Genomic DNA, 13,893 nt, shown 5'->3' with positions numbered 1-13,893 from the left:
AGATGTGAAAAAGGGCTCCACCCGGAGCCCTTTTTTTGACGTGAAATATACTAACTCGGAAAGGTCGAGAATTGGTTAGGTACGGTATCCACTTAAAACATCACCGAGCTCAGAAGAAGCTCTAGATACCTCTTGAACGTCTTGGTTGTTCCTCTCGGCCACCATTTTGATTTCGTTTGCTTGAGTACGAACATCACTCAACTGCGTTGCAATATCGTTAGCCACTGCACTCTGCTCTTGCGCCGAGCCCGATATTTGGACACTCATCGAAATTAAAGAGCGCGCTGATTGTGCAATACGGTCAACATCAGAGCCAATTTCTGTGACCAATTCACTGCTTGATTGTGCTTGTTGTACGGTCTGCTCGGTAATTGTTGTGATACTTTGGCTTTCTGTCTGTAGCTTTTCAATCATTGCCTGAATTTCAACGGTCGCTTGTTGAGTGCGGCCTGCCAACGTTCTCACTTCGTCAGCAACAACAGCAAATCCGCGACCTTGTTCTCCCGCGCGAGCCGCCTCGATAGCAGCGTTAAGTGCCAGTAGGTTGGTCTGTTCAGAAATTGCATTGATTGTTGTAATCACTTCATTGATCTGAGTCGTGCCATCGTTCAAGCTTTCTACTGAAACAGACGTTTGCTCAATAAGTTGAGTAAGGTGCGCAATCTCTTGTACTGCTGATTCAACGCGGCGGTGACTGCTCTCAACATAATCTGCATCACTCTCAGTTTGCGCTGTTGCTTGGTTTGCAACTGTCGACACTTCTTGTGCTGAGGCTGTCATCTCTTCCATGGCTGTCGCTACAGAGTCTAGTGAAGCGTATTGCTGGTTGATTTGTGATTCGCTGTGCTTAAGCTCTTCACCAAAACTTTGTGAAATTGTTCCAAGCTTCTCTGAGTTGCCTTTGACCACATTCACTAAGGTCGCGAGTTTATCCATTGCTGCGTCTAACGCACATCCAATCGTACCAAACTCATCACGGCCAGCATGAAAACCAAGGCGTGACGTCAAATCGCCTTCCGCAATTTTTTGGGTCGTCGTGTAAAGAACCCAAAGTGCGCCCCCAATAAAAGTAGCCACCCAGTAGCTGAAGATGCCAAACGGAACTATCCATAGCAGGCTCAGCAAGAGTGTCTTAAGCGCAGCCGATTTAACTTGCGCATAATCGGATGTCAGATTGTTCGATAACTGTAGGTACTCACCCGATGCAGAACGTGCTGAAGCGACAGCAACACCGTCTTTAAAAGATGCATCATTTAACGTGCGGACTTGCTGCACATTGCTCACTCTTACGCCATTCGCATCCTGTGTTACTGCGGCTATACCCTCAATTTTCGCTTGGGTGATGGCAATAGCTTGATGCTCAAACTGCTTTATAGAGTCATTGTATCGTCCTACCGATACGGTTAGCAGCGCGGCTAGAAACAGGCCAAGAATGACCCACATCTTATCGTTGATTGACATTTTGATGAATAAGGCATCAATTTTTCGAAACTGAACTTCTTTCATAGTTTGTTTTTTCCTTCGGCTCCATCCGGATAAATAGACAAAATTCCGATGTACATTCATTTATTAATGATTCGAAACACGACTGTTATTTTGTATCGGCGTATTCAATCAAATATTTAGAGGAACAACACTATTTGTTATGAGTATTTTCAAACAATTACATAACTATGTGACTTAGATCTACAAAAAAGAGACATCAATTCAGTCACATAGTTAAGTCTTAGCAATTATTTTTGGTGCGAGCGGGATCATGCAGATCCTCTAACCATCAACTATAGTTTCAAGGTTAAGTACCTCTATGGTTGGAAGAATATGAGTAAATTTGACATCAGCAACATTGAATATCGTGGTGAAAGTAATGGCGTACATAGCTGGAGCTCACCACATGGGCAGCCCTACTACTGGCATCCGGACTGGTTACACATAGCAGAAGATGCAACAGGTTCACATCCGAAACAAAAGATTGAGATAGAAGAAGGTTTAAAGCCGACAAAGGAGCACGCAATCTCAGCAATATTGTCACACTTAAACAGCTGGGCTAGCGAAAAGTTATCTGAACACCCCGATATCGAAACAGAAGCTCACGAACAGGAATTCAACTTAAAAAAATAACGACGATATAAAGAGAACAACTAACCATAATCCAATAAAAAATATCCCGCTGCTCAGCGGGATATTTTTTTACTTTTTAATAAGCGGTTGTGACGAGAACTCAACGCCTTTCCAACCGGTAATCATGAAATTACGGATGTTTGCGTGGTCGGTGCCCTGAGGGTTTTCTAATACATCACTGCGATAGAATGCGCCGAAACACGCGAGAGTCTCTTCCACCGTGAACCCTTGATCTTGACCAAAGGCAAAAATCTTACAAGAGCCATTGTTTGTACCCGCTTCATTCACCGTATCACCATTCGTGAACTTAGACGGTGTGAAGTCATACAATGCGTCAATCACCGCCATTGTGTCAGTAAACTCGATAGTAGTTGGCTCACTTGTTAGTTGCTTAAGAAATTGATTTAATTCCACTTGATCATCCATTGAATTGAAAACTGAGTACTAGATACTGCAAAGTTTGTCATCCAGAGTCAAACCCATGATCTAAAATAGTTACAGTTCACTTTTGCTAGAGAGCCCGATGAGCGACCAATTCATCATTCAAGATGTATTTAAAAAACTAGAAGAACACTATGGCTATTTTGATTGGTGGCCAAGCCATAATCCTTTCGAAGTCATGGTGGGTGCGATTTTAGTGCAAAATACGAACTGGAAAAATGTTGACAAGGCACTTGGTAACTTGCCTCAGCCGCTCAACGCGGAAGCCATTGAATCCATCGACCAAGAACAGCTTGCTGCGCTTATCCGGCCTAGCGGCTATTACAACCAAAAAGCCATCAAGCTCAAAGCGCTACTCGCTTGGTTCAAACAATACGATTATGACGATTCTCGACTCATTCCTTTTTCAGTCGACGCCCTAAGAAAAGAGTTGCTTGAAATTAAGGGAGTTGGAAATGAAACTGCCGATGTCATTCTGACTTATTCATTGAATAAACCCTCTTTTGTGATTGATGCCTATGCACGCCGAATATTTGAACGCTATGGATTGGATGTTCCCAAAAGCTACGATCAATTTAGAATGCTTGCAGATAATGCAATGAAGCATGAAAAGCACAAGTATGACTACTTTCACGGTGTTCTGGTGGAGCATGGTCAGCAGTTTTGCAACAAGAAGCCAAAGTGCGACGGTTGCCCTTTGTCCGATAGATGCCGACGAATTGGTGTGTAAGAGAGGATATAGGGCTACCGCAACAAAAAATGCGATAGCCCATATAGGGTTTGATCAGTAACCTTTCCAAGGAACGAGTTTTTTCTCTAGATAACGCATAAACAAATCAAAAGCGTACGCAATCACGCCAATAATGATGATACCTGCGATAACAACATCGGTAACTAAGAACTCAGCGGCATTGAGCACCATGAAACCGATCCCTGCCTCAGCTGCCACCATTTCACTTGCCACTAAGGTTGTCCAACCAAAACCGATCCCTATTCTCAGACCTGTTAAAATCTCTGGCAACGCACTCTTTATAATGACGTGATAAAGCACCTGTGATTTTGTCGCTCCCATCGAGTAAGCCGCTTGAATTTGCTCACTACGTGCAGAAGTTACTCCCGCTCTCGCACTCAGCGCAATCGGCGCAAACATGGCAAGGTAAATCAGTGTTACTTTACTCGTTTCGTCAATACCCAACCAAATAATCACCAATGGTAGATAAGCGAGTGGTGGTAAAGGGCGATAGAACTCGATAAGAGGGTCAAATACACCACGCACCCAAACATTCGAACCAATGAGAATTCCGATTGGCACCGCAGTGACTACCGCTAAAAAGAACGCGCCAAATACTCGCCCTAAACTTGCGGCTAAGTGTTCGGTTAAAGAGACACCAGAGAAACCGTGAACAACTAGGTCACCAAATCTCTCGATGACTGCGCTTGGCGTAGGCAAAAATAGCGGTTTTACCCAACCCATCTCGGTCACTAGTGCCCACAGCGCAATGAAGAAGATACTTGCAATAACTGAGATAATTCTTGAATCACCCTGCCCTGGTTCCCCGTAGTAGTTTGCGGGTGTCAAAGTGCGGCGTTTAATACCTTGAATAAGCAGATAGAATGGTGGTGTTTTATGGACAACACTGTCTTGCTTCTCAGGACTCACCTTTTCGTCATTTGACGGCATGACTTCTTGAGGTTCAAATTCTTGCTCTTGTGCAATTACAGCTTGGTTCATTATGCTACCTCCGGTACTTCATCTTGGTGTATGATGGATAGGATTTTCTCTCGCATCTCGATGAAATCAGGCATGGACTTGACGGCTCGGGCGTCACGACACTCTAAGAATCGCTTATTGAAATCGAGTTCGAAGCTATGTGTAATTCTCCCGGGTCTTGGTGACATAACGATAAGTCGTGATGCCATAAATAACGCTTCTTCAACACTGTGGGTAATAAAGAACATCATTTTGTTGGTCGTTTGCCACGCATCCAGCAATAACTCTTGAAGTGTTTCTCGCGTTAATGCGTCCAATGCTCCCAGAGGTTCATCGAGCAGTAAGATACTTGGGTCGTTGGTCAGTGCTCGCGCAATACCGACACGTTGCTGCATACCTCCAGATAGTTGGTAGATTTTGTGTTGGTGAAAGTCTTCTAATCCAACCAGCTTCAAGTACTTGGCTGCTCTTTCCAAACGCTCTTGCTTATCCACGCCCTGTAGCTTTAAGCCAAAGGCCGTGTTTTCTATCACGTTTAGCCAAGGAAACAACGCATGCTTTTGAAACACTACACCACGATCAGCACTTGGCCCTGTAATTTCATCACCGATGTCTTTGCCCATTGCTACCCTAGGAAACCCCTCGATTTCAGAGTCCCCTAACGTTAAGTAACCTTCTGTCGGTGTAATAAAGCCCGCCATTAGATTAAGCAATGTGGTCTTTCCGCAACCTGAAGCCCCAAGCGCAACAACGAGATCACCTTGTGAGATTTCTAGATTCACACCTGACAGTGCACGAACGGGTTCCCCACCTTGACGGTCTTCATAGATTACAGAGACATCTTCAATTTTTAGTGTTTTTTCTGTCGACATACGTCACTTCCTTGTCTTGTTCTTGAGTTAACCTGCGAATCTACTGTGCTTGCAATGCTTCAGCGTAGCTAGGGTTAACGAACACACTGTAGTCAGGCTGCAGAGCAGAGATCTTTTTCTCCTTTAACAAGAACTCTGAAGTCGCTTGCAGTGCTTGTGTTGCACCGCCCTCGACACCACAACCGAGCCACTGACAAGACAGTTGTGTATCCACATCTAAGAACTCGTACAAGCTCATTGCTTCTACAACACCTTCTGCTTCTCCACCAGCAAGCTTCGCTACGGATACTGCCATTGGGTCTGTCGGAGAGAATGTCTCTTTGTTATCTCGATACTGTGCATCAACATCGGCAATAACAGAGATAAACTCCGTCACAAACGCTGAATTTTCGCTAGCAAACGTTTTGCTTGAAATCAGCCCATCGAATGTTGGCTTACCCCAAGCACTCAGCTGTTTAGAAGTAATTAGGACACTACCATCTTGTTTAATACTTCCCAGAGCCGGATCCCAAATGAATGCACCATCTATATCACCACGCTGCCACGCTGCCATTATTGCATTTGGCTGCATATTGATGAGTTTGACGTCTTTTTCTCCTAGCCCAAACTGTTCCAACGCAAAGAGCATATGAAAGTGAGTTGTCGAAACAAAAGGTACCGCGATACGTTTTCCTTTCAAGTCCGCCGGTGAGCTAATTCCACTACCATTTTTGACGACCAGAGCTTCAGCGTCAGCAATGTTTTCCATTACCCACACCAACTCCATATCAACACCGTTACTCGCAGCACTGGCGATTGGACTTGAACCCGCAACCGTCATATCAACAGCGCCGGCTGCCATTGCTGTAATCGCTCTCGCTCCTGAATCAAACTTACGCCACTTAATTTCGTAACCCGTTTTCTCTTCCACCATTTTCTGGTCAATCGCGTATTTCATCGGGTTAAACATTCCTTGATAACCGATAGTGACTTCTTTAGCTGCCAACACATTTGTCGAGCAAAGCAGTGTACTCAATACTGCTGCAGTGGTGGCTAACTTGTTTTTCAGTAACTTATTCATGCCTAAATCCTTTTATGATGAGAGACAGTACCAAATTAAGGTCTATAGGTCTTTTTAGGTAGTACCAGACTATTTCTTTATTGGTCCAGATCTGCACCAAACTGACGCACCAAGACAGTGCAATTAGATCCGTTTGGCTCACAAACGAAAACGCCCTGGCGGTGATTGCCAGGGCGTAAAAATGAGAGCGCTTAGTTGGCCATTATACTGTCGTACTCACGGGCTCTTCTACTTGCATATCAGCAAATACTTCACTCAACGTATCGATTAACTGATCGGCCTGCTCTACAGATAGAGTGAGAGGCGGGCTTAAACAAAGGGTATTGTTAAACCGCTCAAATGAGCGATTAGTACGACCAATAATCACGCCTCGCTGCATACATTTTGCGACAACTTCAGCCGCAACTTGCTCAGATACTGGTTGCTTTGATTCTTTATCTACAACCAACTCAATACCCAACAGAAGCCCTTTACCACGCACATCCCCAATCATTGGTGTGGTTGCCATCATTGCTTCGAGTTTTTTCTTGAGGTAGCTACCCACACTCGCAGCATTTGCTACTAGCCCCTCTTCTTCAATAATTCTGAAGTTTTCTAACGCCGCAGCAGGTCCGATGGTGCATGCACCAAACGTACTAATGTCTCTAAAGTAGTCAAAAGGATCATCTGGGTTTTCTTGAAATAGCTTGAAGACTTCTTCTGTGGTCACGGTGCAAGAAATAGCAGCGTAAGCAGACGCAACACCCTTGGCCATTGTCACGATGTCTGGCTTAAGGCCATACTGCTGATATCCAAACCACTCCCCTGTTCGACCCACACCGCACACCACTTCATCAACATGAATCAAAATATCGTACTTGTCACAAATACGTTGGACTTCTTGATAGTAGCCCTCCGGTGGAGTAATGACGCCTCCTCCTGCCGTAATGGGCTCAACAACAATTGCTCCCACTGTCTCTGGTCCTTCACGTAATATGACTTTTTCCAATTCTTGAGCCGATTTAAGACCATAATCCGCGGAATCATCGAACTGACTGCGATATTCACAACAGTGTGGAAACTCTACAAAACCTGGGGTAAACGGTCCGTACTGCTCTCTGCGTTGCTCTTGCCCCGTAGAGCTTAGACAACTAATCGTTGTGCCGTGATAATCTCTTTCACGATAAAGAATCTTGTACTTCTTGCCACCATACTTTTTGTGAGCGATTTGACGCACCATCTTATAGGCTTTTTCATTGGCCTCTGAACCAGAGTTTGAGAAGTAGACACGTTTCATTCCCGGCATTTTCTCAATCAGCTTGTTGGCAAACTCTGCCATGACAGGCGATCCCGCCGTTCCAGCAAAATAATTGAGTTTTAAGGCTTGCTGTTTAATCACTTCAGCCATCGATTCACGACCATAGCCAATGTTGACGCACCAGACACCGCCAGAACTGGCATCCAAATAGCGGTTTCCTTTGATATCCCAAACGTACTCACCTTTACCATGCGACATAATTAAAGGCGCTTTATCGACAAATCCAGCATGTTGGGTAATGTGATGCCAAACATGCTCTTTGTCCCAAGATTCCACTTCCTGTACGTTTTTAGGTTCTATTAATCTTGATTGTCCGTAATCCATAAGCCCTCCTGCTGTTTACAACAACAATAGGCAAAGCCACCGAGCAAGCTATAGAACCAGATGCAGTTATTTATGGGGACAGACTCTTTGTCGCGACCTTCCAACTCCTTTGTTAGCGGTTGGCACACTTGCTGCTTAATCACACATAAAAACAAAGGTTAAGGCTAGGTGATGAAAAGCGACTATTTGATGCATATTCAGTTTACGCCCGAGAGAAGTTTGCAAGAACAGATTCGAGAGCACTTGTTAGAAGCAATGAAAAAGGGCGTATTTCAAGACAAAGCCTTACCCTCTTGCCGTAAGCTGGCGTCAATGCTTAGGGTATCACGCAATACTGTTGTTTTAGTCTATGACAAACTGGTGGATGAAGGTTATTTAAAAGCACAAGAGCGAAGCGGGTATTACCCAAACATTGAGGCGCTTAATGACACGTTATCCACTCATATTGAGTCGGAGAAAGCCTCAACAATGGGTAATTATGGTGCAAAACCTGCCCATTTTTGGTCCAAAAGGATCAATGATAAGCTCAGTCACCAACGAAACATCACCAAAGCAAAGAACTGGCAAGACTATCCCTATCCATTTCTTTTTGGACAGCCAGACCACTCACTTTTTCCTCTAAACCACTGGCGAGAATGCTGTCGACTTTCTCAACGCGCGGGTGTGGTAAAAGACTGGATATCAGACTCCATTGATAGTGACGACCCTGCACTCATCAAACAATTACAGACCAACGTGCTCACTAAGCGAGGTATTCAAGTACAAAGTGAGCAAATTCTAATCACCATCGGCACGCAAAATTCGTTATTTATTCTCGCACAGCTGCTAGGCGGCTCAGGTACGACATTGGGCGTTGAGGAGCCTGGCTACCCTGATGTTAGAAACATATTTGCCTCTCAAGACACCAATATTGTTCCCTTGTCCATTGACCCACAAGGCGTCGAGATTTCAGATAATCTGCAAAAGTGCGACTATGTCTATGTCACCCCAAGCCATCAAGTCCCATCGAACGTCACGATGTCTATGGATAGAAGACGAGCATTATTAGCAGCTGCTGAAAAGTATGACTTTGTCATCATTGAAGACGATTATGAGAGTGAAGTGAATGTATTACACCAAGCTAGCCCATCTTTAAAAAGCTTGGATACCAATGGACGGGTCATTTATATAGGCAGTTTATCAAAATCGCTTTCACCAGGATTACGGCTCGGCTACATGGTGGCGGAAGTCCCCCTTATCACTGCAGCCCGGGGACTCAGACGCCTGATGTATCGTCACCCACCAGCGAATAACCAACGCACCTGTGCGCTGTTTATTTCACTTGGGCATTACGACACTTACCTCAGAAAACTGAAGAACTGCTATCAAGAACGGTGGTCCGCAATGAGAGAAGCCTTAGAAAAACATCTACCCGAGTGTATGACAACCGAAACGATGGGCGGAAGCGCCTTTTGGCTAAAACTACCGGCACATATTGATTGTGAGTATTTTTCACAGCAAGCCAAGCAAATTGGCGTACTTGTTGAGCCTGGCACTGTGCATTTTGCACGTTTTAATTTGGATAGCCGTCGATATGTCAGGCTCGGGTTCTCTGCGATCGATATCGATAAGATAGAGCCCGGTATTAGAAAACTATCTACGCTTCTTTAATATTGTGCCAACCCATACTGGGTTGGCTCTTTTCGCTCTTTCGTTGTACTTGTCACCATAAATAACGCTAACTGGTACTAACTCTATCTATTACTCCAACGTACATTGGCCTCATACACTCAATCAAAGCCAATGTTGGAGGCTGACATGACTGAATTATTCATTGCCTTCTCGCTGTTACTGGCTGGCTTTGTTCGCGGTTATACTGGGTTTGGCTTTTCAGCGATTGTGATTCTGGTTTTATCCGCTTTCTACCCAGTGGCAGAGATGGTGCCCGCAGTACTGCTTCTTGACCTTATTATTTCTGTACCGCTCGTCGTTCAAAGCTGGAATAGAACCGACTTTACCCTACTCTCTCCAATATTATGGGCAACAATAGCAGGTGTTCCATTTGGCTATGTGATGTTGATATATCTTCCCGATCAACTACTGAAAGTCATCGTACCGGCCACCATCTTATCGCTCGCGTTAATCAATAACACTCGATCTCGTGTGCTGACCCAGCTTTCACGCTCACCACTGCTATGTGGTTTTATGTCAGGTTGGACAACCAGTGCTGTTTCCGCCGGCGGAGCACCGATGGTTATCTATATGCGCTACAGTAACTACTCCATCCAACAACAACGTGACAGTTTAATTAGTTACTTTTTCATTACTTCCTGTTTTGTTGTCGGTATCAGCTATGTACTGAACAAACAGTGGTACCTCATGCCAGAGTACCCTATTGGGTACCCCGTTATTGCAATTCTCGGATTGTTAACAGGCAAGTTAGCCTTCCACAAAAAAAACATCCAAGCGATTCACCAAGGCGCGTTCTATCTCATGCTCAGCTTATCAGGCATCACATTAAGCTTCGCCTTATGGGCACTCTAGTGAAAAGGATAATCAAAAGGAAATCGATTATGAGTCATCAAAAGTTACCAACCGTTTTTATTACTGGCGCCACATCAGGTTTCGGCCAAGCAGCAGCGAGAAAATTTGGTCAAGCGGGATACCAATTGGTTTTGACTGGTCGTCGCATAGAAAGGCTCAACGCTTTAGCTGATGAACTCAGCCCACGCTGTGAGGTTCATGTAGCGCAATTAGATGTCAGAGATGCAACACAAGTCAGCAATGTCGTAGATATACTACCGGAGCAGTTTCAAAACGTCGAAGTGTTGGTGAACAATGCAGGTCTAGCTTTAGGTGCAAGCCCCGCAGACCAAGCCTCTTTGGATGACTGGCATACAATGATTGACACCAATGTGACTGGGCTAGTTAATGTCACACACGCATTGATTCCACTGTTGTTGGCTCAACCTAAAGCTAGCATCATCAACCTAGCGAGTATCGCTTCCAACTGGTGCTATCCAGGCGCTCATGTATACGGCGCGAGTAAAGCCTTTGTCGCTCAATTCTCACGCAACTTACGCTCAGATTTTGCAGGAACTGGCGTGCGCGTTACCAGCTTAGAGCCTGGGCTTTCAGAGAGTGAGTTTAGCCTTGTACGCTTTAACGGTGACCAAGATAAGTACAACCAGATCTACGACAACACCAACCCATTGCAGCCTGAAGATATCGCAGACATCATGTTTTGGATCGCGGAGCAGCCAAGTCATATCAATATCAACAGCTTAGAAGTCATGCCAACGAGCCAAGCATGGGACAACTTTAAAGTCGTTAAACGTAAATAGAAACACTGTCGTATTTATATCAAGTGAAATACAAAAGGCTCCAACAGGAGCCCTTTGTATCTAAAAAGATGCAGTATCAGTTAGTCTCTCAGATAAATAACCCAATACCAGATGCCAACAAAGAGCCCACCGCCAATGATGTTGCCTAACGTAACTGGAATTAGGTTGTTCATAATAAAGTTGCTCACTGTCAAATCTGCAAAATCCGCGATATTAGCTCCCGACATTAGCCAAAATGCTTCAGGTGCAAAGGTCTTAATAGCAATCGCCATTGGCACTTGGAACATATTGGCAATGCAGTGTTCAAACCCAGCAGAGACAAACATCGCGACAGGAAGAATCATTACCGCAATCTTATCTGTCAGCGTGCGTCCACTAAACGTCATCCATACGGCTACACAGACAAGGACATTACACATAATCCCCAGCGCAACCGCTTGGAAAAAATTATGATGTAATTTATGTTGGGCAATCGCCATTGTATTCAGGCCTACAGCACCATTGTCGAGCATGAACTGCTGAGTCATAAGCATACAACCCACTAAAGAAATAGCTCCGACTAAGTTGCCTAGATACACTATGCCCCAGTTTCTTAGAAGCGTAGTCCATCGGATTTTACCACTTGCGCGAGCAACCAGAGTTAACACCGAACTTGTGAATAGTTCACCGCCTGTCACCACGACAAGAATCAAGCCCAAGCTAAACGCTAAACCGCCAATAAGACGCATTAAACCCCAAGGCATGTCACCGGCCCCAGTAGTCACCGTCGTATAAAAAACAAACGCTATACCAATGTGTAGACCTGCTGAAATCGCAAGTAAAAAAGATTTAACCGGATCTTTAGTTGCTTTGCCAACCCCAACTTCAGCCGCACGTTCTGCCGCTTGAGGTGGTAAAAGAGAGTCAAATTGATTGAAATCCATCGCCATAGTTACAATTGCTAACAATTAAGAAGTGGTCGAATTTTGCGCCTATTTTTTGGCGTTAGCAAGCACTAAATATTGTCACTTTCGAGGTGATTTTAACGTATTACAACAAATCTATGTTTTTTTAGTATCAAAACCGTCATAGGGTACTGATTAATAGCAATATACTGTCACCTGTACGCTGAATTTATTTGGTAGTTTCTCATTGAAATTAACTATTTTTCTTTTAAATTTATACAGTTAAAAGCTGATTGGTAATGATATTGGATTGACAAAGTTTTTTAAGGCAAATCTGACAAGTGTTGCCTCTCAACGGGCTTTAAAAAGGATATATCACTCGCCCTCCTCAGCCCCTACACAGGAGTAAACTTACAGTAACCGTCCAGAAATATTTCATTAACTCGCCCTAAAATTGGCTATCTCGACAAACCACTCGTCACAGATACTTAATGATATATCTCATTTACCACGCTTATACTTCTCGCCCACGAATCCCAATACCTATGAATGACTCCATGTTTTCTCTATTTAAAAAGCCCCAGCAAGCAGACTATGAGCCCACAGAAAATGATTTAATTGTCTCTACGTTAAAACAAACAACTGGATGGGCACAGCTTTCTCCTGATGGGTACTTTCTTGATGCTAACCACATTTTTCTCAATTCTTTTGGCTATCAATTAGACGAACTCATCAGTAAGCACTATTCCCATATCCTATGTATGTCCGAAAAGAAGTTAGATCAACTTTGGCGTGCCTTAGAGACAGAAATGTTTACCGGGGGCAACTTTGAATGTAAAAACGCCCATGGTGAACGCGTCGTATTGGGTGCAACTATATCCATAATTAAACATGCCGACGATTCGGTACATTCGGTATTGATTAATTGCTTAGACATAACTCAATTTACAATTGAGCAAGAACTCGCGAGTCACAAGTTGCAAGCCGTAGATCTCACCCTATGCCGAGGCGAATTTGATACCGATGGCTCTCTCACCGCTTGCAATGACAAACTAGCCTCTATGCTTAACGTATCTACACATAGAATTTCTCAAGCCAACTTCAGTCTATACTTCGAGAATGAGCAAGCAGTTGAAATGCAGAACTTTTGGCAAGATCTACGTAACGGGTTATATAAGCAAGGACGTTATAGACTGGAGAGCCCATTAACCCCTCATTACTATATCGAAGCGACATTTAGCCCGATCAAAAACCAGCAAGGAGAAGTCATCGGCACCACACTCTTTGCCACAGACATCTCTGAACAAGTATTAAATGACAAACAGATTTACGACGCTGCAACTGTTGCATTAGATACGTCTATCTCCACGGCTTCTATTACCAAACAGAGCTTTGTTGAGCTCGAAACAAGTTCTAATCTTGCCGAGAATGTATCCGACAACCTAGAGAAGATATCTGAGCTTGTCGAATGTCTTAACGAACAATCAGAAAGTATTCAATCTATCGTCAAAATGATCAATGACGTCGCCGATCAGACCAACCTTTTAGCGCTAAATGCGGCTATTGAAGCAGCGCGCGCTGGTAATGCAGGCAGAGGGTTTGCTGTCGTTGCCGATGAAGTACGTGCTTTAGCGAAAAAGACAACAGAGTCGACAACAAGCATACAAAGTGTTGTATCAAGTAATAAACAGTTGACTGACTCTGTTACTCAGCTAATTGGCGATACGTCTGAAACAGCAAAAGACTCTGCACAGAAGGTAAACCTAGTAGCTACTTTAATGAACGAAATTGAGAAAAGCGCTGAAGCGGTCACGCACAGTATTAGCAGCCTTCAAGCCGCTTCTGATCACTGATTAACTACTT

At 44.2% G+C, this 13,893-nt stretch carries 13 protein-coding genes; 6 read left to right on the top strand and 7 right to left on the bottom strand.

Annotated features, from left to right (window positions below; all coding sequences use genetic code 11):
- Nucleotides 1–75: 75 nt before the first annotated feature.
- Nucleotides 76–1,506 carry a methyl-accepting chemotaxis protein gene (locus GT360_RS16460; RefSeq protein WP_164650053.1) on the bottom strand — a complete coding sequence of 477 codons (1,431 nt, stop codon included), beginning with the start codon at nt 1,504–1,506 and terminating at the stop codon, nt 76–78.
- 312 nt (nt 1,507–1,818) lie between these two features.
- On the opposite strand from GT360_RS16460, the gene GT360_RS16455 reads away from it, so the two are divergent.
- Entirely contained in the window at nt 1,819–2,118 is a 300-nt protein-coding gene (locus GT360_RS16455; RefSeq protein WP_164650052.1) for a hypothetical protein, read from the top strand.
- Between the two features lie 69 nt (nt 2,119–2,187).
- Here GT360_RS16455 and GT360_RS16450 read toward each other — a convergent pair whose 3' ends face one another.
- The gene (locus tag GT360_RS16450; protein ID WP_204274596.1) at nt 2,188–2,532 is read right to left on the bottom strand and encodes a HopJ type III effector protein; all 345 of its coding nucleotides are present in this window, start codon (nt 2,530–2,532) and stop codon (nt 2,188–2,190) included.
- Nucleotides 2,533–2,641: 109 nt separating this feature from the next.
- Here GT360_RS16450 and GT360_RS16445 point away from each other — a divergent pair, with 109 nt between their 5' ends.
- Nucleotides 2,642–3,289, top strand: coding sequence for an endonuclease III domain-containing protein (locus GT360_RS16445; protein WP_164650050.1), 648 nt, complete (start codon nt 2,642–2,644; stop codon nt 3,287–3,289).
- A gap of 54 nt (nt 3,290–3,343) precedes the next feature.
- Here GT360_RS16445 and GT360_RS16440 read toward each other — a convergent pair whose 3' ends face one another.
- The 4 genes from GT360_RS16440 to GT360_RS16425 form a co-directional block, all read right to left on the bottom strand.
- Nucleotides 3,344–4,291 (bottom strand): ABC transporter permease subunit, encoded by a 948-nt coding sequence (locus GT360_RS16440; RefSeq protein WP_239502682.1) that lies wholly within the window; start codon nt 4,289–4,291, stop codon nt 3,344–3,346.
- Nucleotides 4,291–5,142, bottom strand: coding sequence for a taurine ABC transporter ATP-binding protein (locus GT360_RS16435; protein ID WP_164650049.1), 852 nt, complete (start codon nt 5,140–5,142; stop codon nt 4,291–4,293). The genes GT360_RS16440 and GT360_RS16435 overlap by 1 nt, the downstream gene beginning before the upstream one ends.
- Nucleotides 5,143–5,182: 40 nt before the next feature.
- Nucleotides 5,183–6,202, bottom strand: coding sequence for a taurine ABC transporter substrate-binding protein (gene tauA / locus GT360_RS16430; protein WP_164650048.1), 1,020 nt, complete (start codon nt 6,200–6,202; stop codon nt 5,183–5,185).
- Between the two features lie 202 nt (nt 6,203–6,404).
- Entirely contained in the window at nt 6,405–7,823 is a 1,419-nt protein-coding gene (locus GT360_RS16425) for an aminotransferase family protein (protein WP_164650047.1), read from the bottom strand.
- Nucleotides 7,824–7,994: 171 nt separating this feature from the next.
- Here GT360_RS16425 and pdxR point away from each other — a divergent pair, with 171 nt between their 5' ends.
- The 3 genes from pdxR to GT360_RS16410 all read left to right on the top strand — a co-directional run bounded on the left by pdxR (nt 7,995) and on the right by GT360_RS16410 (nt 11,146).
- Nucleotides 7,995–9,473, top strand: a complete 1,479-nt coding sequence (gene pdxR / locus GT360_RS16420; RefSeq protein WP_164650046.1) for a MocR-like pyridoxine biosynthesis transcription factor PdxR — start codon at nt 7,995–7,997, stop codon at nt 9,471–9,473.
- A 147-nt stretch (nt 9,474–9,620) separates the two neighbouring features.
- Nucleotides 9,621–10,346, top strand: coding sequence for a sulfite exporter TauE/SafE family protein (locus GT360_RS16415; protein WP_164650045.1), 726 nt, complete (start codon nt 9,621–9,623; stop codon nt 10,344–10,346).
- 29 nt (nt 10,347–10,375) lie between these two features.
- The gene (locus GT360_RS16410; RefSeq protein WP_164650044.1) at nt 10,376–11,146 is read left to right on the top strand and encodes an SDR family NAD(P)-dependent oxidoreductase; all 771 of its coding nucleotides are present in this window, start codon (nt 10,376–10,378) and stop codon (nt 11,144–11,146) included.
- An 80-nt stretch (nt 11,147–11,226) separates the two neighbouring features.
- Here the strand turns inward: GT360_RS16410 and focA are convergent, their stop codons facing one another.
- Entirely contained in the window at nt 11,227–12,069 is an 843-nt protein-coding gene (gene focA / locus GT360_RS16405) for a formate transporter FocA (RefSeq protein WP_164651132.1), read from the bottom strand.
- Nucleotides 12,070–12,587: 518 nt separating this feature from the next.
- On the opposite strand from focA, the gene GT360_RS22015 reads away from it, so the two are divergent.
- Nucleotides 12,588–13,883 carry a methyl-accepting chemotaxis protein gene (locus GT360_RS22015; protein ID WP_164650043.1) on the top strand — a complete coding sequence of 432 codons (1,296 nt, stop codon included), beginning with the start codon at nt 12,588–12,590 and terminating at the stop codon, nt 13,881–13,883.
- The last annotated feature ends 10 nt before the right edge of the window (nt 13,884–13,893 follow it).

Source organism: Vibrio astriarenae, assembly GCF_010587385.1.
Classification (GTDB): Bacteria; Pseudomonadota; Gammaproteobacteria; order Enterobacterales; family Vibrionaceae; genus Vibrio; species Vibrio astriarenae.
This window is presented reverse-complemented; position numbering and strand designations above follow the sequence as displayed.